This is a genomic window from Streptomyces sp. NPDC004752 (assembly GCF_053601275.1).
Map to the genome: position 1 here is coordinate 67,027 of NZ_JBSGBN010000016.1, position 21,990 is coordinate 89,016.

A 21,990-nucleotide genomic window follows, 5' to 3' on the forward strand; every position below is an offset into this window, starting at 1 on the left:
ACGCCGACCGTGGCCACACTCCGCATCCCTGGGGGGGGCGCCCGGGGATCGCGGGTCAGTTGGCGACGAGCGTCACGTCCCGCTGCCCGGTGGCGTGGAAGTACGGCAGCGGCAGACCTCCCTGCGGGCGCAGTTCCATGACGGTGGCCTCGACGTGTGCCGCCCCGGGGGAGGTCCGCTTCGACGACACCTTGCCGGAGTTCACCCACCGGTGTTCGGCGCCATCGCACAACGCCCGGGTGCCGCCGATGCCGTGTCGGACCGACGCGGACCCCTGGCTGATCGAGGAGCTGACGAACACCGGGCCGATGCCCGCGCGGCACCGGTAGGTACCGGTGAGGACGACGGTGCCGTCGACGTCGACGCGGCCGACGCGGGCGACGGTGACGCTCTCGTAGGAGCCGGCGGCGGCGGTCATCGGCGCGACCGCGGCGAGCAGCAGCGCGGCGGCGGCAGTGCCGAGGGCGGTGCGTACGGGCATGGGGTACCTCCCGGAATCATGGGGGTGGTGGGGGTTGTGTCAGGTCATACCGGGTGGCGGGGGCCCGGTCGGTGACCGTCACCCCATCGGTGGCGCGTCATGACTGTCGCGGGGCGGTCGGGGTGTTGTCCGCGTGTTGTCACACTTCCCGACCGGCCGTTCCGGGGCGTTCACGGCCGTTGCATGGTCTGGGTATGCCGGGTGGCGCTCAGGCCGCCGGGCAGTCGTCATATCCGACGCGGAGGTCTGCCATGTGTACCCAGCTCTCCCCGTGCCACGCCGACAGCGTCCCGCACATCGTCGCCGCCCACCCGGAACAGGGCTGGAGCCTGCTGTGCGACGGAACGATCCACTTCGACGACACGGGCGAACTCCACCCCGACGGCAGCGTCATCCCCCCACACCGCCTCACCCCGGCCGCGTAGGCAAAGCCCCCAAGGAGCGCACGGAACCAATCAACCAGCCACAACAGCAGCCCCAAAGGGGCGCGGGGAACTGCGCAACCAGCCACGACGACGCGGCAGACGCACGACGACCCGCCACCGCCGGCCCAGCGGAGCGCTACCGCAGGAGCAGCGCGAAGCCGTCGAGTTCCACCATCGCCCGGTCGTCCCAGCGGCGTACGACCTCGACGACGGCCATCACCGGATAGGTCCGGCCCGCCAACCGCCGCCAGATGCGGCCGAGTTCCGCGACGAGCGGGCGGTCGACCCGGCCGGGCTCGGCCCGACGCGGCGCGCGGCCAGGTCGTGGTGGCGTACGCCGTGCTGACGGAGGGCGCCGAGCGGGATCCCGACGCCTTACGGGCCTTCGTCAAGTCGGAGCTGGCGCCGTACAAGTGCCCGCGGGAGATCGTCTTCCTCGACGCGCTGCCGCGCACGGCGACCGGCAAGCTCCAGCGTTTCCGCCTGCGTAGCCGGGGTGACCCGCCATGATCACAAAGACCTAAGATGATCAACGTGTCCGAGCAGCACGTCCCCCGGTCCCTCATCGTCACGCTCTACGGCGCGTACGGCCGCTTCATGCCCGGTCCGGTGCCCGTCGCCGAGCTGATCCGGCTACTGGCCGCGGTCGGCGTGGACGCGCCGTCCGTGCGCTCGTCGGTGTCCCGTCTGAAACGGCGCGGGCTGCTGCTGCCCGCCCGCACGGAGCGAGGCGCGGCCGGTTACGAACTCTCGCCGGTGGCACGGCAGTTGCTCGACGACGGGGATCTGCGCATCTACGCGTCCGCGCCGCCCGGGGACGAGGGCTGGGTGCTGGCCGTGTTCTCGGTGCCGGAGTCGGAGCGGCAGAAGCGGCATATGCTGCGCTCCCGGCTGGCGGGCCTGGGCTTCGGCACGGCGGCGCCCGGGGTGTGGATCGCTCCGGCGCGGCTGCACGAGGAGACCCGGCACACCCTCCAGCGGCTGGGACTCGACCCGTATGTCGACCTCTTCCGCGGCGAACACCTCGGCTTCGCGCCCACCGTGGAGGCGGTCGCCCGCTGGTGGGACCTGGCCGCCCTCGCCAAGGAACACGAGGCGTTCCTGGACACGCACGCGCCCGTGCTGCACGCCTGGCAGCGGCGGGCGGACACCCCGCCGGCCGAGGCGTACCGCGACTACCTGCTGGCCCTGGACTCCTGGCGGCACCTGCCCTACACCGATCCCGGGCTGCCGGCGCATCTGTTGCCCGCGGGCTGGCCGGGCGCGCGTTCGGCGGAGGTGTTCCACGCGCTGCACGCGCGACTGCGGGACGCGGGGGCCGAGTTCGTCGGGACATGATCTCCGCCACCTGAACCCGATCCTCTTCTCCGGCGGCAAGGACATTGGCACACCGCCCGCGCACCGTGCGGCGATCGTGAGGTCCCCCGGGGATGCGACCGAACAGTCCGTGCACGGCCTGGGCCGGATCACCCCGCGCGGAGTGTGAGCCGGGGCTTGGGGACGTCCGTGCGCCCGGTCCGCGGGCGGCGGCCGTGGGAGCGTCCGGATCCGGCCACGTCGGTCACGGCTCGACCATGGGGCGGTAACAAGGTGACCGGAGGCGCGAGGCGGACCATCGGCCCGGGTAGACAGCCTCGTATCGGGGGCCGAAGGTCCCGAGCGGTACCTGTCCAAGCTCTCTGTGGGCGGGCACCGTACCCTCTTTGAGGTTGCAAGCTGGACAGCCTGCTCCATGAACGGACCCATCGTGTACGAACGCCCCTCCGCCTTCGCCTCCTGGCGCATCGCGCTACCGCACACCACCGCGGCGGTGCCGGTCGCCCGTGCCCTGGTGCGCAACGCCCTGGCGGAGCGGGAGCCCATGGCCGACCGCGACACCGCGGAGCTGCTGACGGCGGAGCTGGTCGCCAACGCGGTGGAGCACGCCACCGGGCGGGGCCCGATCGAGCTGGTGGTGGAGGTGCGGCCGTCCGGCTGCCAGGTCGAGGTGCACGATCCGGACCCGGCGCCGCCCGGCAATCTGACCCGGCCGAGTGTCGAGGAGCCCGATGTGTGGCAGGAGGGCGGGCGCGGGCTGCTGCTGATCCGGACCCTCAGCTCGTCCTGCGGTCACCGCCCCACCGAGTCGGGCAAGGCGGTGTGGTTCAGACTGCCCGCGGTACCGCGTCAGCGGCGTCGGACATGACCTCGGCGCGGGCGGACCGGGCGAGCGCGGAGTGCCGGCGGCCGTAGCCGGGGTACGCCAGGCGCCCCACGGCGAAGAACACCCTTCCTGTGGGGAAGGGTGCGGCGGTCAGGCCAGGGTGGCCACCAGAACCGCCTTGATCGTGTGCATCCGGTTCTCCGCCTCGTCGAAGACGACGGAGTACTCGGACTCGAAGACCTCGTCGGTGACCTCCAGTTCGGTCAGCCCGTGCCGCTCGTGGATCTCACGGCCGACGTCGGTGCCGAGGTCGTGGAAGGCCGGCAGGCAGTGCAGGAACTTGACGTCCGGGTTGCCGGTGGCGCGCAGCACGTCCATGGTCACCGCGTACGGGCCGAGCAGCGCTATGCGCTCGTCCCAGACCTCCTTGGGCTCGCCCATCGACACCCATACGTCGGTGGCGATGAAGTCGGCGCCGCGCACGCCCTCCTTCACCTCGTCGGTGAGCGTGATCCGGGCGCCGGAGGCACCGGCGAGCTGCCGGGCCACCTCGATGATCGTCTCGTCCGGCCACAGCAGCCGGGGGGCGACGATACGGACGTCCATGCCGAGCAGGGCGCCGGTGACCAGGTAGGAGTTGCCCATGTTATAGCGGGCGTCCCCGAGGTAGGCGAAGGCGATCCGGGGCAGCGGCTTGTCGCTGTGCTCGGTCATGGTGAGCACATCGGCGAGCATCTGTGTGGGGTGCCACTCGTCGGTGAGGCCGTTGTAGACGGGGACCCCGGCGTATGCGGCCAACTCCTCGACGACGCCCTGGCCGTGGCCGCGGTACTCGATGGCGTCGTACATCCGGCCGAGCACCCGGGCGGTGTCCTTCACGGACTCCTTGTGCCCGATCTGCGAGCCGGCCGGGTCCAGATAGGTGGTGTGCGCGCCCTGGTCGGCCGCCGCGACCTCGAACGCGCAGCGTGTGCGGGTCGAGGTCTTCTCGAAGATCAGCGCGATGTTCTTTCCGGTCAGCTGCCGCCTCTCGGCCCCGGCCCGCTTGGCGGCCTTCAGCTCGGCGGCCAGCTCGATCAGGCCGCGGAACTCCTCCCCGGTGAAGTCCAGCTCCTTGAGGAAGTGGCGGCCGGCGAGGGCGGTCGGGACTGTCGCCATGAGGGGCGCTCCAGGGATACGAGAACGGGGGGCACTACAACGGGGGCACTACGGAAGACCATGGAAGTCTATACGATACATGGCATTTATATGCAACCATACGACCGCTTCGACCGCTTCGACCGCTCCGGCCATTCCGATCGCTCCGACCTCTCCGACCTCTCCATGGCGCAGTCCCTATACGGCATCCCGGACCACCGGGCAGCTCATGCAGCGCGGCCCGCCCCGGCCGCGCCCCAGCTCGCTGCCCGGGATCTCGATCACCTCGATGCCCTGCTTGCGCAGATGCGTGTTGGTGGTGGAGTTCCGCTCGTACGCGACGACGACCCCGGGCTCGACGGCCAGGACGTTGCAGCCGTCGTCCCACTGCTCGCGCTCGGCCGCGTGCACGTCCTGGGTCGCGGTCAGCACGCGGATCTCGCTCAGACCGAGGGCGGCGGCGATCGCGCGGTGCATATGCTCCGGCGGATGGTCGGTGACCTTGAGCTCCTTGTCGACGGCGCCCGGCTCGATGGTGTACGAGCGGAGCATGCCGAGCCCGGCGTACTGGGTGAAGACATCGCCGTCGACCATCGTCATCACGGTGTCGAGATGCATCAGCGCGCGCCGCTTGGGCATGTCGAGCGCGACGATCGTCCGCGCCGAGCCGGCGGCGAAGAGCTTGTGCGCGAGCATCTCCACGGCCTGCGGGGTGGTGCGCTCGCTCATGCCGATGAGGACGGCGCCGTTGCCGATGACCAGGACATCGCCGCCCTCGATGGTGGACGGGTAGTCGGCCTGCCCCTCGGACCAGGTGTGGAACTTCTCGCCGCGGAAGAGCGGATGATGCCGGTAGATCGCCTCGAAGTGCACGGTCTCACGCTGCCGGGCCGGCCAGCGCATGGCGTTGATGGAGACCCCGTCGTAGATCCAGGCGGAGGTGTCGCGGGTGAAGAGATGGTTGGGCAGCGGGTCGAGGAGGAACTCATCGAGGTCCATCACATGGAAGCGGACGGAGGTCGGCTCCTCGTGCGCGTCCAGGAACTCCCGCTTGGTCATGCCGCCGACCAGGGCCTCGGCCAGGTCGCGCGCGGGCAGGGTCTCGAAGACGGCCCGGAGGTGGTCGGTGGCGAGCGGGCCGTACTCCTTCTCGTCGAAGACCCGGTCCAGGACGAGGCTCCTGGCCTGCGGAACCTCCAGGGTCTCGGTGAGCAGGTCGCCGAAGAGATGGACGGCGACCCCACGGTCGCGCAGCACATCGGCGAACCCGTCGTGCTCGGCACGCGCCCGGCGCACCCACAGCACGTCATCGAAGAGGAGGGTGTCCTTGTTGCTGGGGGTGAGCCTTTTGAGCTCCAGATCCGGCCGGTGCAGGATGACGCGGCGCAGCCGCCCGGCCTCGGAGTCGACATGGAATCCCATGCCTCCATCCTGGCCGTCGGGAACCGTATTCACCCTTGCTCCGACCGTTCCGCCCGCTGTTATTTTCGTCTCATTGACGACAATCGGGTGCGCGTTCACCGTCTGCGTGATGGAAACCGGTGGGCACCCCCCGGAACAGATGGACACCCGCCGCGTCGGGCGCCGAGGGATGCGCTGCTCACGGACACGGCCCAGCAGCACGCGGCGGCCCCACGGCGCGCCTGCCGGGCCCTCCAACGACCGGGGGTGCCCGGCGACTACCCGCACCGGCCGTGCTCACAGGCGTGGGTCGACCGGTTCTGATTCCAGCGCCAGTACCGCGAACACCGCCTCGTGCACCCGCCACAGCGGCTCGGAGTCCGCCAGGCGGTCCAGCGCTTCCAGGCCCAGCGCGTATTCGCGGAGCGCCAGCGACCGCTTGTGGTTCAGGAACCGCTGCCGCAGCCGGGCGAGGTTGTCCGGACGGGTGTACTCGGGACCGTAGATGATCCGCAGGTACTCGCGGCCCCGGCACTTGATGCCGGGCTGGACCAGCCGGCCCCGCCCGTCGCGCGCCAGCGCGGCCACCGGCTTGACGACCATGCCCTCGCCGCCCCGCCCGGTCAGCTCAAGCCACCAGTCGACGCCGGCCCGCACCGACTCCGGGTCCCCGGTGTCCACGTACAGCCGGCGCGTGGCCTGCAGCAGCCCGCTCCCGTCGTGCTCGACGAGCCGGTCGATCAGGGCGAGCTGCTCGTCGTGCGGCAGACCGGCCAGGCTGCGCCCGCGCACGGCGAGGAGCTGGAACAGGGCAAGGCGCACCCCGTGCAAACCTTGCGTGGACCAGCAGTAGCGCCGGTACGCGTCGGTGAACGCGGCCGCGTCGGCGGCCCGTTCCCGCTGGCGGGCGAGGAGCCCGGCCACGTCGACACCGCGCGCCGCCGCGCCCTGCACCGCCGCGAGCACGCCCGGGAACACCGCCCCGGCCGCGGCGCCCACGGCCGCGTACTGGCTGCGCAGCAGCCCCGACGCCTTCAGCGACCACGGCATCAGCTCCGCGTCCAGCAGCAGCCAGTCGGTGTCCAGCCCGTCCCACAGCCCGGCCGCGTCGACCGCCGACCGCAGCCGCCCGAGGATCTGCTCGGTCATGGCCTCGTCGTCGAAGAACGGCCGTCCGGTGCGGGTGTACAGCGCCCCGGTCACCCGGTGCGCCTCGAACCGCCCGCGCGCCGCGTCCGCGTCCCGGCACACCAGGGCCACGGCCCGCGAGCCCATGTGCTTCTCCTCGCACACGACCCGCGCGACACCGTCCTCGGCGTACTGTGCGAACGCCTCGGCCGGGTGCTCCAGATAGCCCTCGACCCGGCTCGTGGCCGTCGGCGCCATGGTCGGCGGGAGGTACGGCAGCAGCCGCGGATCCACCGCGAACCGGCTCATGACCTCAAGCGCCGCCGCCGCGTTCTCCTCGCGCACCGCGACCCGGCCCGCCTGCCGGGTCTCGACGGCCCGTCGGCCGCGCACATCGCCGAGGTCGAGCGGACGCCCGTCCCGCCCGCCGGGCGCCTCTGCCCGCAGCGGCTTCGCCGGTTCGTACCAGACCCGCTCGGCCGGTACGTCGATCAGTTCACGCTCCGGCCAGCGCAGCGCGGTCAGCCTGCCGCCGAAGACCGCGCCGGTGTCCAGGCAGATGGTGTTGTTCAGCCAGGACGCCTCGGGTACCGGTGTGTGCCCGTAGACCACGGCCGCCCGGCCCCGGTAGTCCTCCGCCCACGGGTAGCGCACGGGCAGCCCGAACTCGTCGGTCTCGCCGGTGGTGTCTCCGTACAGGGCGTGCGAGCGGACCCGCCCGGACGTCCGTCCGTGGTACTTCTCCGGCAGTCCCGCGTGGCAGACGACGAGCCGCCCGCCGTCCAGGACGTAGTGGCTGACGAGTCCGTCGATGAACTCCCGTACCCGCTGCCGGAACTCCTCGCTCTCCTTCGCCATCTGTTCGACGGTCTCGGTGAGCCCATGGGTGAGCTGGACTCTGCGGCCCTTGAGATAGCGGCCGTACTTGTTCTCGTGGTTGCCGGGCACGCACAGCGCGCTGCCCGCGGCGACCATCGCCATGACCCGGCGCAGCACGGCCGGGCTGTCCGGGCCGCGGTCGACCAGGTCGCCGACGAACACCGCGGTCCTGCCGTCCGGGTGCACCCCGTCCGTGTAGCCCAACTTGGCTAGCAGGGCTTCGAGTTCGGCGGAGCAGCCGTGGACGTCGCCGATGATGTCGAACGGGCCGGTGAGGTGGGTGAGGTCGTTGAAGCGCTTCTCGGTGACGACGCTCGCGGCCTCGATCTCGTCCACCCCGCGCAGGATGTGCACCTTGCGGAACCCCTCACGCTCCAAGTGCCTGAGCGAGCGGCGCAGTTCACGGGTGTGCCGACGGATGACCCGGCGCGGCATGTCGGCCCGGTCGGCGCGGGCCGCGTTGCGCTCGGCGCACACCTCCTCGGGCACGTCGAGCACGATGGCGATGGGCAGGACGTCGTGCTTCCTGGCCAGTTCGATCAACTGCCGTCTACTGTCCTGCTGCACGCTGGTGGCGTCGACGACGGTGCGGCGGCCGGCGGCCAGCCGCTTCCCGGCGATGTAGTGCAGGACGTCGAAGGCGTCCCGGGTGGCTCCCTGGTCGTTCTCGTCATCACCGACCAGGCCGCGGCAGAAGTCCGAGGAGATGACCTCGGTGGGCTTGAAGTGACGGCGGGCGAACGTCGACTTGCCGGAGCCGGTGGCGCCGACGAGCACGACGAGGGAGAGGTCGGTGACGGGGAGGGCCCGTCCCTTGTACGGTGTCTCGGTCATGCTGCCTTCGCCTCCTTCACGACACGTGTGAACACGGCCATCTGCGTGGGCGGCCCGACCTCGGGGTCGTCCGCTCCGACGGGCACGAACTCCACGTCGTAGCCGTGCCGTTCGGCCACCGCCCGGGCCCAGGCGCGGAACTCCTCACGGGTCCATTCGAACCGGTGGTCGCCGTGGCGCGCGCGTCCGGCCGGGAGGGTCTCCCAGCGGACGTTGTACTCCACGTTCGGGGTGGTCACGAGGACGGTACGCGGGCGGGCGGAGCCGAACACCGCGTACTCCAGGGCGGGCAGCCGGGGCAGGTCGACGTGCTCGATCACCTCGCTGAGCACGGCGGCGTCGTAGCCCTTGAGCCGCTTGTCGGTGTAGGCGAGCGAGCCCTGGAACAGCTGCACGCGGGAAGCCTGGCGCTCGCCCATGCGGTCCAGTCCCAGCCGCCGGGAGGCGAGGGTGAGCGCCCGCATCGACACATCGACGCCGACGATCTCGGTGAAGGAAGGGTCCTTCAGCAGCGCCTGCGTCAACTGGCCCTGTCCACAGCCGAGGTCGAGGACGCGGGTCGCGGCGGAGCGCCGCAGCACGTCCAGGATCGCCTCCCGGCGCAGCACGGCGAGCGGGGTCGGCTTCTGCTCGGCCTCCGTCTCCTGCTCGGCCTCCGTCTCCTGCGCGACCGCGTTGTCGATCTCCTCGACCTCGCTGTCGTCGGCCTCGGCGAGCCGCACCAGTTCGAGCCGCTCCATCGCCTGCCGGGTCAGCGACCAGCGGCGGGAGAGGTAGCGGTCGGCGATGAGCTTCTGCTCCGGGTGGCCGGGCAGCCAGCCCTCCCCCGCACGCAGCAGCTTGTCGACCTCGTCGGGCGCCACCCAGTAGTGCTTGGCGCCGTCGAGGACGGGGAGCAGGACATAGAGGTGGCGCAGCGCCTCGGCGAGGGTCAGGGTCCGCGACTCCAGGACGAGACGGACGTACCGCGAATCGCCCCATTCCGGGAACTCGGCGTCCAGCGCGACCGGTTCGACCGTCACCGTCCACCCGAGCGGCTCGAAGAGCCGCCGTACCAGGTCGGGGCCGCCGCGTGCGGGCAGCGCCGGGACCTCGACGCGCAGCGGCAGCGGCTCGGCGGCCCGCTCCGGGCGGGCCCGGCACACGCCCCGCATGGCGGTGGAGAAGACGTTGCCCAGGGCCACTGCGAGCAGTGAGGAGGCCGCGTACGGGCGGTCGTTGACGTACTGCGCGAGCGCCGCGTCCGGAGCGCCGCCGCGGCCCTTCGTCCTCCCGCGCCGCACCAGCGCCACCGTATCCACCTCAAGCAGCAGCGCTGCCGTGCAGCGCCGCGCGTCCGCCTCCGGGTAGAGCACGTGTGCGGTGCCGTGGGAGGTGGAGAACGTCTGCGCCTTGTCGGGATGCTTGTGCAGCAGGAAGCCCAGGTCAGTGGCAGGGTTGGTCGCGTCACCGGTGGTGGAGATCGTCAGGAACACATGACCGAGTATGGGTGTCGGCGGACCCACGACGGTATTGAATTACCTCCGGACGACGAAGGGCACCCGCCGTGCCGCCAGGCGTCCCGCGGGACACCGAGTGGGCCTGAACCTGCCGATGGTCGATCCCCGTGTCCCGAAGCGACGACGTACGCATGCGTATACGTACACGTACACTGACGGGTATGGCATGCCGCATCAGCGAGTTGGTCATCGACGTCGCCGACCCCGACCGGCTCGCCGCGTTCTGGAGCGAGGTCCTCGGCTACGTCGAACTCGGCCGGGAAGACGACGGAAGCATCGAGATCGGGCCGCCCGACGCCGGCTTCGGCGGACCGCAGCCCACCCTCGTGCTCAGCCCCAGCAGCGACCCGCGGCCCGGGAAGCTCCGACTGCACATCGACGTCAACGCCACCGACCGCGACCAGGACGCCGAGTTGGAACGACTGCTCGCGCTCGGCGCCAGGCCCGTCGACATCGGCCAGACCGGCACCGAGAACTGGCACGTCCTGGCCGACCCCAACACGTCTGACTACCAGTTCTGAGGATACGCGCACGTCAGCGCCAACGACAGGGCCCCGCACGGCACTTGGCCGCACGGGGCGTTTTGCTGTCTCGGCGCCCGTCTACGGGGCGCGTAGCTCGTCCTCGGGGGTCGGTCCCGCGCCGAGCGCCACGGCGTGGCTCGGGCAGGCGTACAGGGTCGCTCCGGGGCCGCTCTGCCGCTCGATGTACCGCACCGGAACGGGGGCGTACGTCCACTGACGACAGCGGCAGCACGCCGCGCCGTGGGGCTCGGGTGCGGAACCGGAGAGCGCAGCTATGTACATAGCGGCGGTCACGCTGCGACCCCCTGACGCTTGCTGCGGACGCCGGTGATGTTGATGGTGGGGAAGTCGTAGTCAACGCCGATTTCGGAGAACGCGGCGGCCCACCATCGTTCGCGTTGTTCCGGGGTGAGCGAGCGGGTTTCCTCGGCGTGGAAGATGGCGCGTGCGTCGTCTGCGCTTGGTCCTCGCCAGGGACGAGACCACGCGGCGGGGGATTCGGCGCGGGTCACGGACGTGGTCACCGGAGACACGGCGGAGGTGGCTCGGCGCTTCCCGCGAGGGGGCAACAACAGCCGCAGCACCCAAAGCAGTGCATGGGCGATAGAGTCACGCATGGTCGTTTCAGCTCCTGTGTTAGCTGTCTCGGCAAGCCCCGATGGACCGGGCCTAATCGGTCCCTCGGGGCGCTTTCGTTTTGGACAAGCGTCAGAGCGTCGATGCCAGCATGGGCGGAAGCTCGTCCGGGTCTAGGGCCGTCACGCCCCGTAATTTGCGGTACAGCCGTTGCGCGAGCATCCCGGGATGGCGGGGCTTGTTGAAGCTGGAATACGCGTCTTGCTCGGACGGAACCCAGCGCGCTAGATCATCTCTGACGCGGTAGAGCGTTCCCGACACGCCGCTTAACACGGACTTACGGACCAGCAGCACCCGCACGCTCTCTTCACCTCGCAGGAACGGGCAGCGCCGCAGCGACGAGGGCAGACAAGATCGGCATACGGGCGGCGCGTCGGTCGTGATCCTGTTGAGTGGCTTCGGTTCCTCCCATGGACGCTGCCACTCAACGAATACGGTGCCCTCGTCCGTCTCTGCCGGTTTCGCGCAGACCTGACACAGCAGCCCTTCCATGCATTCGCGCTGCCGCAACGGGTCCATGCAAGCCCACAGAACATGCCCGCGCTCGTCCTCGGGCGGCCTGGTCATGCGGGCCCACAGGTTGCCGTGCGCGTCACGGTCCTCGGGACGGGGGTGCAGATAGGCAAGATGAGGGATGCCGTTACGCGGCACCTCCACGCACATATCTGCCTCACGGGGGCCAAGCTCATTGCTGTAGCGGTGACGTAGGGAACGAGAGCGGGCACAACTCAGCTTTCTGTGCGAGAGGGAAAGGGCCGACCCGCCCGTGCGCCATTGGTGCAGCACCCGGACGGGGCGGGCGGAACCTTGCACGGTGCGCACCATGGGTTGGTCCCTCATCCCTTGCTGAACGCGCCCGGCGGCCCCGCAACGGGTCTTGCAACCCGTCTCGGCGCTCGTCCCCGAGAGGGGGCGGTAGGGTCCGAAACGGGCGTCTGCGGAGGTGGTGACAGCTAGGCTCCGGACATGCCCGAGCCTTTCGTGAACGGCGACGTGTACCACCTGGCGTGCGGCGTGTGCCCGTCGCGCGTCCACCCGGTCGGGGAGTTCGACGTGTTCGAGCGCCCGACCCCGGAATGCCCGTTCAACAAGGCCGACGGGCACCGGTACTTGAGCGACGGAACACCGGTCTGCGTCCACCCCGAAAAGGTCGGGCTGCCTGCGGGGCGCTACAAGAGCGAGGGCGCACCGCTTGCTGTCGAACTGGATCTACCGCCCGACCCTTCCGAAGTGGTTCCGTACTTGCGTGACGTGCTGTGGAGCGTCGCCCCCGTCCTCCTCGATGACCTGATCTCTCAAGCACAGGAACAGGTACGGGAGCGGTTTCCCGAGTTGGACCCGCTTACCGTGATGCGGCGGGCCCTCGGCTGACCGCTACGCGGGCACGGCGGAGAGTTCGTCCGCCGAGAACGTGAAGCTGTGCGCCTGTCCCTGCTTACGGAACCCCATGGCGGCGTACTTCTGGTCCAGCCACGCGAGCCGGCGGGTGACCTCCTCGGCGGGAAGCCACAGCCGAGGGTCCGGCTCGCCCCACGCGGCGCGGTACGCCTGGTGGGTGTAGTCCTCGGGCCGCCAGTCGGTGTGTTCCTGGTCGGTCTGGTGGATGATCGAGACGCCGACCCGCGCCGTGATGCGGGCCAGAAGCTGCGGCTGCGCGATCATCGCGTGCGTCATCTCGTCCACGGGCACGGCGACGGGGATTTCCGCCGCGCGCTCGTCGCCGGTCATCTCGAACACGGCGGCCTTGAGGCAGAGCGCCCGCAGTCCCTCGGTCAGCAACTGGTGCTTGTCCTGCTCCTGGTCATACTCCGCGACGACAACGGAGCCGGTGAAGCACTGCCAGTCGGAGTCGTACTTGAGGCTGGCGGTCTGGAAGGCGGGGAACTCCGGGTCCGCCTCGATGGCCGACAGGATCTCCAGAGCGCGCTCGGCGACGCGCTCCACGCGGGGAAGGGTGTTCACGCTGTTCTCCTTCGCTCGTCTTTCGCGGTTGTGTTCGTGTGCTCGGCCCCGCCCCGTTGATCGCGCGGTGGTCGAGCGATCCGCCCCCGGTTGAGCTACCGGCCGTGATCAGTACCGGTGCCCCGAGATGTCCCTGCCGGGGGCGGAAGTCGTGGCCCGCCCTGGTCACAGAAAGGGGATGAGCCAACCCGACGTGCGACGAGCCTTCCTGTGGCTCGTGCGACCAGGGCGGGTGTATGTGGGCTGTCCGTCAACGGCGGGCAGCGTGGTGCCGGACTTGGACGGGGGCAGGGTTACGGGCCAGACGGTCAGGGTGTAGCGACACCCGCTGTCAGGGATGACCACAGATAGCGGGGCGCCTTCCCGGAGTTGGTCCCGCGCTGCGCGCTCTTCCTGGGGATCGGTGGCCCACACGCGCAACTCGGTGGGCGCGTCGGGGACGGGCACCGCTGCGCATTCGGTCGGTACGAACCATGGCGAGCGTGCCGGATCAGGGTCGAGCCGATCCGCGATGCGCTCGGCCTGGCCGCGTAACCACCGCAGCGCGAGTTTCGGCGAGATCGTTTGGAAGGTGCCGAGCACATACGGGACCACTTCACGCGTCCCGTACACCTCTCCTTCCGCGAGCACTTCGCACCAGTAGGCCCGACCCGCTATGCCCGCACTGGACCGCTCGGGGTTCCCCACGGCCGTTCGTGCGTGCTTCTCCATGTCCGGGCCCTCCTTGCGGTGTCGTCCCTTGTGGTGGCTGTGCTCGCACTAGGCAACCGTCCGACCACGCACAGCGGTACCGTTGAGAAGAGGGCAGGAGTTAAGAGCGTTAAGCGGTCAGAGCACGGGAGTTGGGGCCAGTGACGACACGACAGCCGAACGCCGGACTTGAGCGGCTGTACCGCGAGAGCGGGTGGACCCTGCGGCAGTTCGCCCAAGAGGTCAACCGCATCGGAACCGAACGCGGGACCCCTCTCAAGTACCAACAGCCCTCAGTGCACCAGTGGTTAAGTGGCCACCTGCCGAAGGAAACTGTTCGGCCGCTGATTCTGGAAGCACTCGCCCGAAGACTGCTCCGTCCCATCACGCACAGTGAGGCAGGCTTTCCGCAGACTCCCGAAGATCAGGAGCCCGACCACCCCAGTACGGTTGAAGGGTTGCTAGACCTGGGGAGGCAGGACATGGACCCATCGCGCAGAAGTGTTCTCGGGGTTGGCCTATTCGCTGTCGCGCTGACTGTCCCAAACTGGCCCGAAGTCGTGGGCCGCATGGAAGCCGCCCAAAAGGGAAACGTTCAGCGCATAGGAATGGCTGACGTTCAGACGGTTGCCGCGATGACCGAGAAGATTTCGGATCTGGACGACCAGTTCGGCGGCAGAACTGCACGCCCAATGGCGGCGGCCTTCCTTGTTAACACTGCGGCCCCATATCTGCGTGCAGAAGCACCCAACCACGTACGCAAAGCGATGATGGGTGCGGTTTCGGACCTCTGTTACCTCACTGGATACATGGCGGTGGACGAGGGGCTTCATGGATTGGCTCAGCGCTACTACCTCAAGGCGCTGGAACTTGCCGGAGCCTCAGAAGATCATTTGACCTTCTGTACGACGCTCCGAGGGATGAGCGTTCAAGCGGTCGACTTGGGGCATGGAGCAGAAGCAATGCGACTTGCAGATGCCGCTGCCGCCGCCTCGCCGAAAGCGGGCCCCCGAATGCGCGCGTTTCTGGCAGGGCAACAAGCTCACGCGGCAGCTCAAACTGGAGATCGAATTTCCGCACGCTCCTATTTGAGTGAAGCTGAAGTCGCCATGGAAAAGGCCGAGTCCCAATCGAAAGCCTTCGGCTCATATGACCCGTCATCATTGCTCTATCACACAAGTCAAGTCAAATTCGAGCTTGGTGACGTGACCGGATCAATCTTGGCCATGCAGCAATCAGACCGAATTCGCCAGAGCGTTTATCGGCGAGCGCGTGTTCGCCATCGCTGCACTCTTGCTGAACGACAACTCGATCTAGGGCACCTTGAAGCGGCGTGCGAAACCTGGACTCTCGCACTGGATGACTATCCAAGCCTGCAATCCGGTCGAGCGGACGAGCGAATTAGAACCATGCACAGTCGCATTCGGCCCTACCTAAAGAATCATGCAGCGCGTGACCTGTTTGAGCGAGCACGCCTGGTGACTCCTGCACGCCTGATGTCGCAGTAGGAAGCCTCATGCGGATCAGTCGCGAAACGACGAAAGGCCCGACACCTTCCGCAATAGCGAAAGAGTGTCGGTCCGGTGTCAGGGCGTCCACAGAAACGCCCTAATGAGCTCTGCGAACTCGGCGATAGTGGCGCGCATTTCGGGCCCGGGGTCGTACCCGGGGACCGTGACGACGTGCGTTGTCTGGATGGGGCCGACTAGCCGCAGGAATTCGGCGGTCACGTACTCGTCCGCCCAATCACCACGGATGTTGGCGGACTTCTCGCACATGAACCCGCGCGAGTACGGGTTGCACTTGTACGTGGGGTGCTGGTTCTTTTTGCTGTCCTGCTTGTTCAGGTACATGCGCCCGCCGCACGAGTCGCAGTGGATGACCCGCAGTAGAAGCGCGTCCGTGTCCTTCCGGTCCCCGTTTTCAATGCTCCGCTCGTCAAGCACCGCGCCGATGCGGTCGAACTCCTCGCGGGTCATGATCGGCTGTGTGGTCGCCATGATCGGGTTGCCCTCGGCGTCGCGCACGGGCTTGCCTCGGTGCATCTTCCAGCCGAGCAGCGTTTCGTTACGCAGCATCCGCGTAATGACCGCCGGGTTCCACAGGAACGCGTCCTTAACGAGCCCCTTGACCCCGCCAGTCTTCCCGCCCTTCTCGCGGCCCTTCTTCACCGCCCAGTGATCACGCGGGCTCGGAACGGTGTTCGCGTTGAGCCCCACGGCGATAGCCGAAACGGTCTTCCCCTCGAACAGCTCTCGGACGATCCGTTCAATCACCTTCACGGCGTCCGGATCGGGAACCAGCGTCCAGCCGATACCGCCGTGTTCCTTGGGCATGGGGGCGGGCATGTAGCCGTACGGCGGGCGACCGCCACCGCGCCACCGTAGTGCCATACTCCGCAGTGCGGCCATAGCGCCGGTAACGCGCGGTCGCTGATGCTCTGCGCCTCCACCTGAGCGGCAAAGGCAAACATCGTCATTTGGAGTTCCGCCATGGGGTCCATGGGGTTGCGGAAGTCAAAGACGAGCTTTCCCCCGCCGATGCCCTCGGCGAATACCAAAACCTTTCGGTGCGTACGGGCCCACTTGGCAAGCTCGTGCATGTCGGCCATGGACCTGATGGCGCGGTCAAACCGCCACCACACCAAGGCGTCAAACTCATCAGGGCGGGCGAGCCACTGACCGAGGGCGGGACGGTCAAAGGGGCTGATCTTGGAAGCGGAGACATCAAGGTCCACCGCTTCGCGGAGCTGGTCACCCTCGCCGAAGCTGATGTTGTGCGCAGCTGCTGCCTGGTCGTCTGCTTCGCGCTGTCGGTCGGGGCTGGTGGTCTCGTCGGTCAGTACGGACAGGCGGACGCACCGCACGCCCCGAAGGGTCTCGGTGTAGACCGTGCCCGCGAGGGGGTTCCGGGGTTCATGAGTCTTCTCCACGTACTCCGTGGAGGGCAGAGGTTTCCTGCATCCTTTCTTCTCCACACTCTTACGAGAGAGCGAAGGTATCCCGCGCCCATCTTTCTGTGCCCCCCTTGTGGGGGCCGAAGGTGTTGCGCCTGCTTCCTTCTCCATGGAATCCGTAGGGACCAACGGATTCCTGCTCTTGTCTGTCTCCGACTCCCCTTCCACGTCATTGATAGGGAGCGAGACTTGCCCACCCGCGCTTGCAGAGCCGCTGACCAGCACCGATGCACCCACGGCAACACTCCAGAACTGCTAGTTCCGTGTGTTGGGAGACCCGGAAGGCAACGAGTTCTGCCTCCTACACACCCGGCTCCAGCCCCTTTGACCTTGAGCGTTCGGCCGCCCCGTTGCCCCCGGTCAGCGGACATGCGAAAGCCCCGCCCATGCACCACGGGGGAGACACACGGACGGGGCGGTTCAGTGGATCACTGGTGGGTGTGCGTGAGAGTGCTCTGTTCCCGCAGTTCGGACAGCCGACGCTGGTACATCGGCCCGGCAGCGTGAGCACCCCTTGCTTCACTGGGCGTGGACTGTTCGATCAGGTGATGTGCCACGGCCTTCAGATGCGCCGACCACGCGACGACGTGTTGTTGCGCGGTCCGTCCGCACTGCTGCGGCTCACCGGGCAGGCATAGCGGGAGTCGAGGGCCGAGTTTGTTCGCTGCGTGGCGGACGTAGCGAGCGATGGCAGCCCATTCTTCGTCGGTCCGGCGGCCTGCATTGCCGGGCTACGACAGTTGGGGCTGGATCTGGGATGAGATCAGTTCCAGGTGGGCCAGGTCGGTGAGGTCCAGGATCTGGAGGTAGATCCGTGTGGAGCCGATCTCCGCGTACTTGCCGATCTTGTCGACGATCTCGGCCGGGGAGCCGGCCAGGCCGTTGGTCTTCAGCTCGTCGACCTCGCGGCCGATCACGGCGGCCCGGCGCGCGACCTCCTGGTCGTCCCGGCCGGCGCAGACGACGAGGGCGTTGGAGTAGACGAGGTCGCCCGCGGGGCGCCCGGCCGCCTCCGCGGCGGCGCGGACCCGGCCGAACTGCCGCTCGCTGTCCTCGATCGAGGCGAACGGGATGTTGAACTCGTCCGCGTAGCGCGCGGCCAGTCGCGGCGTACGGGTCGCCCCGTGTCCGCCGATCAGCACCGGGATCTTCGCCTGGGCGGGCTTGGGCAGCGCGGGCGAGTCGGTCAGGTCGTAATAGGTGCCGTGGAAGTCGAAGGTGTCCCCGAGCTTGGTCTCCCACAGCCCGGTGACGATGGCCAGTTGCTCCTCCAGGCGGCCGAACTTCTCCTTCGGGAACGGAATGCCGTACGCCTTGTGCTCCTCCTCGAACCAGCCCGCGCCCAGGCCCAGTTCGACCCGGCCGCCGGACATCTGGTCGACCTGCGCGACCTGGACGGCGAGGACACCGGGCAGCCGGAAGGTGCCCGCGGTCATCAGCGTGCCGAGCCGGATGCGGCGGGTCTCGCGGGCCAGTCCGGCGAGGGTGATCCAGGCGTCGGTGGGGCCGGGCAGCCCGTCCACGGTGCCCATCCGGAGGTAATGGTCGGAGCGGAAGAACGCATCGAAGTCAAGGTCTTCGGTGGCCTTCGCCACGGCGAGCAAGGTGTCGTAGGTCGCCCCTTGCTGGGGCTCGGTGAAGATTCGAAGGTCCATACATCCATCCTGCACGGCGTCGCCCTTCCCGACCCCGTCGGCACCCCCTGCCGCCACCGTCCCCGGTCGGGTGAATCACGTCAACCGCGCGCTCGGGTGCCGTGGGGTGCAGTGACCGGTCCCCGCGGTGGTCGTTGGCCGGTCGGGGCCGGACCGTCCGGCGTCCGCGAGGAGGCCGTCATGTCCGAGGAGTCCGTGCCGCGCCCAGCGGGGTCCGGGCAGCCGAACGGGTTGCTGGAGCTGATGGAGGAGTTGATGGTGGCGCTGAACGCGGATCTGTCCGTCCTGAACGCGGATCTGTCCGCCCTGGACGAGGATCTGCAGTCGGCCGGGGGGCTTTGCCGCGCGCCCGCCGACGAGGCCGACCTCGCCTGACGCGGGACGGACGGCTCCCGGCCGGCGCCTACCCCACCTCCGGCTCCGGCAGCGCCGCCTCCTCTCTGGCGGCCAGCTTGCGCAGCATCTCCCGCACGCGGTCGCGGGATTCGTCCGCCGCGTCGATCGCCTCCATGCACTGCCAGTACGTCGTCTCGTCGGCCGCGGCGCTGGCCAGTGCGACCAGGGCGATGCCGACCTCCGCGAGCAGGCCGCCGAGGCACAGCAGTGTGTGGCGGGCGTCGTCCAGTTCTCTGAGCTGGGCCGCGCGTAAGTCCCCGGGGTCGAGGTCCGGCGCGTCCAGGACGCCGCAGCCCCGGCCCGCCAACTCGGTCAGACCCAGTGCCTCGCCGCGCAGTTCGGGTGGTCCGGAGACCGCCAGACGGCTGCCGACCGCCTGGGCCAGGGCCTGCGCCTGCCACACCTCGGCCAGGATCTGAGGCGCGTCGCCGCTCGCGGCCAGGGCGCGCCTGCTCGTCACGATGAGCCGCACCGCGTCCATGCGCCGCCCCCATCTCTCCGACGTGCTCCTCGCACGTCTCGCCCTCACTCCGCTGTCCACTACCCAGAGTGAGGTCCCCTGGGACGAAAAGCCAGAGGAAGGCGGAAATCTGTGGACAACAATTCGGATTCGGCGGCCATTTCGACTTCGGAGAGTGAAAGTGGAACGTAAGGTTACGGGCCCAGGCTCAGTATGGTTACGCGCCCGGGCCCAGTAAGGTTACGCGCCCGCTCCCCCGCGCCCCTTGGCTCCGCCCTCGCGTCCCTCGCCGCCAGCCTCAAGTCCCTCGCCGCCGACCCCGTCGTCTCCCCTGCCGCCCCTCTGGCCGTCTCCCTCGCCGTCCGCGGTCCTGTCCGCGGGCCGGTCCCCCGGCACCGGGAACCTCCGCTCGTTCCGGTCGATCTTCGCGTCCAGTGCGGACAGCGGGTCGACGCCCAGCACTTCGCACAGCTGGAGCAGATAGGCGAGGACGTCGGCGATCTCGTCCCTGACCCGGTGCGCGGAGTCCGGGTCGGCCATGACGCGGGCCGACTCCTCGGGCGTCAACCACTGGAAGATCTCGACCAGTTCGGACGCCTCCACGCTGAGGGCGCTCGCCAGGTTCTTGGGGGTGTGGTAGGGCTGCCAGTTCCGGGCGGCCGCGAACTCGGCCAGGCGGCGCTGCAGTTTCGCCACGTCCAGGTGTTCCGTCACGGGTCCAGGTGTATCACCGGGTCCAGGTCCACCACCGTGACCCCGTCCGTCCCGCCGGCCCATGACGCCTCGCCCACCGTCCCGACGAACCGGATGTGCCCGAGCGCGCACATCCGCGCGGCGTGCCGCAGCAGCCCGGCGCGCTGACGGCCGTCCAGGGCCCGGTCGAGGCCGTCGGCGAGGACGGTGAACCCCCGTATGGCGTCGGGCACCTCGCCGGGCGCGTCGACGTCGAGCACGCCCGGCCCGGTGAGCAGCACCAAGGCCAGCGCGACGTACCGGAGTTCGCCGTCGCCGAGCCGCCCGACGTCGGTGCGGGTGCCGTCGCCCCGGTCGAGCACCGCCCGTACGGTGCCGTCGCCCAGCGGCTCGGCGAGCACATCGGTCACGGGCCCGCGGCAGCCGTAGCGCACCGCGGCGACGAGCCGCGCGTACCGGCGCCTGCACTGCGACCGGGTGCGCCACAGGGCGTCGGCGAGGTTGTCGCAGCCGGGCAGCAGCCGCCCGGAGCCCAGCGGGACGGGTCCGCGCATCCGGTCGGGCCGCGGATCGCAGGCGAAGACGGAGCGCAGGGCGAGAACGGTCTGCTCGGCGGCGGCGAGCACCTGGCGCTGCCCGTCGGTCTTGCCTGCCACGCGCAGCGGCAGCAGCGCGGTGCCGAGCCGGTCGTCGGGGAGCGGGGCACGGGTGACGGGGGCCGATCCCGCCGTGTGCCAGGCGGCCTGTACGGCACGCCGCCCCGGGTCGCGCAGAGCGGTCTCCAGGAGGGTTCGTCCGCCCGCCGTCAACCGTTCGCCCACGATGCGCAGTTCGGGCTCCGCCTGTACGGCGACATCGAGCCGGACGGGGCCCTCGGGACCGTCCGCGGTGCATCCGATGCGAAAGCCTCGGCGGTGCTGGGCGTCGGGTCTGGCCCGCTCGGGCACGCAGGCGGCCGGATCCGGGAAGACCTCCGCGAGCGGGGCGCCGCCGGCCAGCCGGGCGAGCGCCTCGTACGCCCGCAGTGCGGTCGTCTTGCCGCTTCCACTGGGTCCCGCGATGAGGGTGAGCGGCCCCAGCGGGAGATCGGCCCGGCGGTGCCCGGCGAAGGCGGACAGCCGTAGTTCGGTCAGGCCCGGCCGGGCCGTCCCCTCGGACCGCTCCGGGCGGCCCGGCGGCACGCCGAAAGGGGTTGGCGGCACGCCGGAGGAGGTCGGCGGCACGCCGGAAGGGGGCGGCGGCATCCGCCGGCCGGTTCGGGGATGCGCGGCGGGCGGGTCGGGTGCGGCGGACGCGAAGGGCTCGGCCATGCCCGGACCGTAGGGCTCCAGTGCCAGGAGAACCGTTCCGCCCGTGGCACCTTCCTACGATCGGGGGACCGGGCTCAGCCGCCCTAGGTCCTGTCGTCACATTCCCGTCGTCGCCCGGAGGGCCGCCCTGCGGCGTCGTGGGGGTGCCCCCTGCTCGAGCGGAGCCGAGAGCTTGGGGGAGCGTGCTCTCGGTGTGCCGGGCGGAAGTCCTCGTACTGGACGTACTTGGGCTTTCGTCCGGTGCGGCGAGAGTGCGTGCAAGGGGTCGCGGGGCTGGGGGCACCTCCCGGCCGAAGGCTGGGGGAGGGAATGTGGCGACAGGGCCTAGGCCCCGGTCCCCGCCATGAGTTCGCTGACCTCGATGCCGGGCGGGGTGAGCAGGAACACATTGCGGTCGACGCGGTGCATCCCGCTGCCCAGTCCGAAGACCACGCCGGTGCTGAAGTCGAGGACGCGCTTGGCGACATCGGTCTCGGCGCCGGTGAGGTCGAGCAGGACGGGGATGCCGGCCATCACGGTCTCGGCGACCTCGCGGGCGTCCGCGAACACGTTGATCCGCAGGACAACGAACCGGCGGCGGGTCTCGGTCTCCGCGTCCGGGTGTGCGCGGTGGTCCACCGCGGACGGCCAGGCGTCCCGGCCCCGCAGCGGCACGACCTGGGCGAGCCCTTCCCACTGTTCATCGGTGGCGTCGTAACGGTTCACCGGCTCCCCCCGACCTGACTCGCGCTCCATGCCTTCACTGGCCAATTCTTACGCCAAGTCACCCGTTCGGCCCAAC

At 69.5% G+C, this 21,990-nt stretch carries 21 protein-coding genes and 4 pseudogenes; 8 read left to right on the forward strand and 17 right to left on the reverse strand.

Translation table 11 applies throughout. The annotated features are described in order from the left end of the window. Window positions 1-55: 55 nt before the first annotated feature. Window positions 56-481, reverse strand: a complete 426-nt coding sequence (locus ACWEKM_RS09540) for a DUF6299 family protein (RefSeq protein WP_451620582.1) — start codon at window positions 479-481, stop codon at window positions 56-58. Window positions 482-732: 251 nt separating this feature from the next. Between ACWEKM_RS09540 and ACWEKM_RS09545 the strand changes: the two genes are divergently transcribed. Then, complete coding sequence (locus ACWEKM_RS09545; RefSeq protein ID WP_451620583.1) at window positions 733-906, forward strand: DUF5999 family protein; 174 nt, start codon at window positions 733-735, stop codon at window positions 904-906. A gap of 136 nt (window positions 907-1,042) precedes the next feature. Here the strand turns inward: ACWEKM_RS09545 and ACWEKM_RS09550 are convergent. Further along, window positions 1,043-1,174 (reverse strand): annotated as a pseudogene (locus ACWEKM_RS09550) (RidA family protein); the annotation flags it as partial. A 29-nt stretch (window positions 1,175-1,203) separates the two neighbouring features. Between ACWEKM_RS09550 and ACWEKM_RS09555 the strand changes: the two are divergent. The 3 genes and pseudogenes from ACWEKM_RS09555 to ACWEKM_RS09565 form a co-directional block, all read left to right on the forward strand. Beyond that, a pseudogene (locus tag ACWEKM_RS09555) lies at window positions 1,204-1,416 on the forward strand (AMP-binding enzyme); the annotation flags it as partial. Window positions 1,417-1,431: 15 nt separating this feature from the next. After that, entirely contained in the window at window positions 1,432-2,244 is an 813-nt protein-coding gene (locus ACWEKM_RS09560; protein ID WP_451620584.1) for a PaaX family transcriptional regulator, read from the forward strand. 394 nt (window positions 2,245-2,638) lie between these two features. Continuing rightward, window positions 2,639-3,091 (forward strand): ATP-binding protein, encoded by a 453-nt coding sequence (locus ACWEKM_RS09565; protein ID WP_451620585.1) that lies wholly within the window; start codon window positions 2,639-2,641, stop codon window positions 3,089-3,091. A gap of 108 nt (window positions 3,092-3,199) precedes the next feature. Here the strand turns inward: ACWEKM_RS09565 and argF are convergent, their stop codons facing one another. The 4 genes from argF to ACWEKM_RS09585 form a co-directional block, all read right to left on the reverse strand. Continuing rightward, window positions 3,200-4,207, reverse strand: coding sequence for an ornithine carbamoyltransferase (gene argF, locus ACWEKM_RS09570; RefSeq protein WP_451620586.1), 1,008 nt, complete (start codon window positions 4,205-4,207; stop codon window positions 3,200-3,202). Window positions 4,208-4,384: 177 nt separating this feature from the next. Then, window positions 4,385-5,608: an arginine deiminase gene (locus ACWEKM_RS09575; RefSeq protein WP_451620587.1), complete on the reverse strand. Its 1,224-nt coding sequence runs from the start codon at window positions 5,606-5,608 to the stop codon at window positions 4,385-4,387. 276 nt (window positions 5,609-5,884) lie between these two features. Continuing rightward, window positions 5,885-8,428, reverse strand: a complete 2,544-nt coding sequence (locus tag ACWEKM_RS09580) for a polynucleotide kinase-phosphatase (protein WP_451620588.1) — start codon at window positions 8,426-8,428, stop codon at window positions 5,885-5,887. Then, entirely contained in the window at window positions 8,425-9,903 is a 1,479-nt protein-coding gene (locus ACWEKM_RS09585) for a 3' terminal RNA ribose 2'-O-methyltransferase Hen1 (protein ID WP_451620589.1), read from the reverse strand. Before ACWEKM_RS09585 ends, ACWEKM_RS09580 begins: the two co-directional genes overlap by 4 nt. A 185-nt stretch (window positions 9,904-10,088) precedes the next feature. Here ACWEKM_RS09585 and ACWEKM_RS09590 point away from each other — a divergent pair, with 185 nt between their 5' ends. Beyond that, entirely contained in the window at window positions 10,089-10,448 is a 360-nt protein-coding gene (locus ACWEKM_RS09590) for a VOC family protein (RefSeq protein WP_451620590.1), read from the forward strand. A gap of 81 nt (window positions 10,449-10,529) precedes the next feature. Here the strand turns inward: ACWEKM_RS09590 and ACWEKM_RS09595 are convergent, their stop codons facing one another. The 3 genes from ACWEKM_RS09595 to ACWEKM_RS09605 form a co-directional block, all read right to left on the reverse strand. Next, complete coding sequence (locus tag ACWEKM_RS09595; RefSeq protein WP_451620591.1) at window positions 10,530-10,745, reverse strand: hypothetical protein; 216 nt, start codon at window positions 10,743-10,745, stop codon at window positions 10,530-10,532. Beyond that, a complete protein-coding gene (locus tag ACWEKM_RS09600) occupies window positions 10,742-10,963 on the reverse strand; it encodes a hypothetical protein (RefSeq protein ID WP_451620592.1) in 222 nt (73 codons plus the stop codon). Before ACWEKM_RS09600 ends, ACWEKM_RS09595 begins: the two co-directional genes overlap by 4 nt. Window positions 10,964-11,159: 196 nt before the next feature. Continuing rightward, window positions 11,160-11,912: a hypothetical protein gene (locus tag ACWEKM_RS09605; protein WP_451620593.1), complete on the reverse strand. Its 753-nt coding sequence runs from the start codon at window positions 11,910-11,912 to the stop codon at window positions 11,160-11,162. A 141-nt stretch (window positions 11,913-12,053) separates the two neighbouring features. Between ACWEKM_RS09605 and ACWEKM_RS09610 the strand changes: the two genes are divergently transcribed. Further along, a complete protein-coding gene (locus ACWEKM_RS09610; protein WP_451620594.1) occupies window positions 12,054-12,458 on the forward strand; it encodes a hypothetical protein in 405 nt (134 codons plus the stop codon). Window positions 12,459-12,461: 3 nt separating this feature from the next. On the opposite strand, the gene ACWEKM_RS09615 is transcribed toward ACWEKM_RS09610, so the two are convergent. Both ACWEKM_RS09615 and ACWEKM_RS09620 read right to left on the reverse strand, forming a co-directional pair. Next, window positions 12,462-13,049 (reverse strand): hypothetical protein, encoded by a 588-nt coding sequence (locus ACWEKM_RS09615; protein WP_451620595.1) that lies wholly within the window; start codon window positions 13,047-13,049, stop codon window positions 12,462-12,464. Between the two features lie 165 nt (window positions 13,050-13,214). After that, on the reverse strand, window positions 13,215-13,760 hold the full coding sequence (locus ACWEKM_RS09620; RefSeq protein WP_451620596.1) for a hypothetical protein: 546 nt from the start codon (window positions 13,758-13,760) through the stop codon (window positions 13,215-13,217). 140 nt (window positions 13,761-13,900) lie between these two features. On the opposite strand from ACWEKM_RS09620, the gene ACWEKM_RS09625 reads away from it, so the two are divergent. Continuing rightward, window positions 13,901-15,247 (forward strand): tetratricopeptide repeat protein, encoded by a 1,347-nt coding sequence (locus tag ACWEKM_RS09625; RefSeq protein WP_451620597.1) that lies wholly within the window; start codon window positions 13,901-13,903, stop codon window positions 15,245-15,247. 108 nt (window positions 15,248-15,355) lie between these two features. On the opposite strand, the pseudogene ACWEKM_RS09630 reads toward ACWEKM_RS09625, so the two are convergent. Next, window positions 15,356-16,605 (reverse strand): annotated as a pseudogene (locus ACWEKM_RS09630) (recombinase family protein); the annotation flags it as partial. Window positions 16,606-17,426: 821 nt separating this feature from the next. Next, on the reverse strand, window positions 17,427-18,350 hold the full coding sequence (locus tag ACWEKM_RS09635) for an LLM class F420-dependent oxidoreductase (RefSeq protein WP_451620598.1): 924 nt from the start codon (window positions 18,348-18,350) through the stop codon (window positions 17,427-17,429). Window positions 18,351-18,530: 180 nt separating this feature from the next. Between ACWEKM_RS09635 and ACWEKM_RS09640 the strand changes: the two genes are divergently transcribed. Continuing rightward, entirely contained in the window at window positions 18,531-18,725 is a 195-nt protein-coding gene (locus ACWEKM_RS09640) for a hypothetical protein (RefSeq protein WP_451620599.1), read from the forward strand. Between the two features lie 28 nt (window positions 18,726-18,753). Here the strand turns inward: ACWEKM_RS09640 and ACWEKM_RS09645 are convergent, their stop codons facing one another. From ACWEKM_RS09645 to ACWEKM_RS09660, 4 genes and pseudogenes are all read right to left on the reverse strand, one after another. After that, window positions 18,754-19,227: a DUF6099 family protein gene (locus ACWEKM_RS09645; protein WP_451620600.1), complete on the reverse strand. Its 474-nt coding sequence runs from the start codon at window positions 19,225-19,227 to the stop codon at window positions 18,754-18,756. Between the two features lie 369 nt (window positions 19,228-19,596). Then, window positions 19,597-19,920: pseudogene (locus ACWEKM_RS09650) on the reverse strand (nucleotide pyrophosphohydrolase); the annotation flags it as partial. After that, window positions 19,917-21,209: an AAA family ATPase gene (locus ACWEKM_RS09655; RefSeq protein WP_451620601.1), complete on the reverse strand. Its 1,293-nt coding sequence runs from the start codon at window positions 21,207-21,209 to the stop codon at window positions 19,917-19,919. The gene ACWEKM_RS09655 and the pseudogene ACWEKM_RS09650, both read right to left, overlap by 4 nt. A gap of 324 nt (window positions 21,210-21,533) precedes the next feature. After that, window positions 21,534-21,944 carry a cell division protein SepF gene (locus tag ACWEKM_RS09660; protein WP_451620602.1) on the reverse strand — a complete coding sequence of 137 codons (411 nt, stop codon included), beginning with the start codon at window positions 21,942-21,944 and terminating at the stop codon, window positions 21,534-21,536. Between the last annotated feature and the right edge of the window lie 46 nt (window positions 21,945-21,990).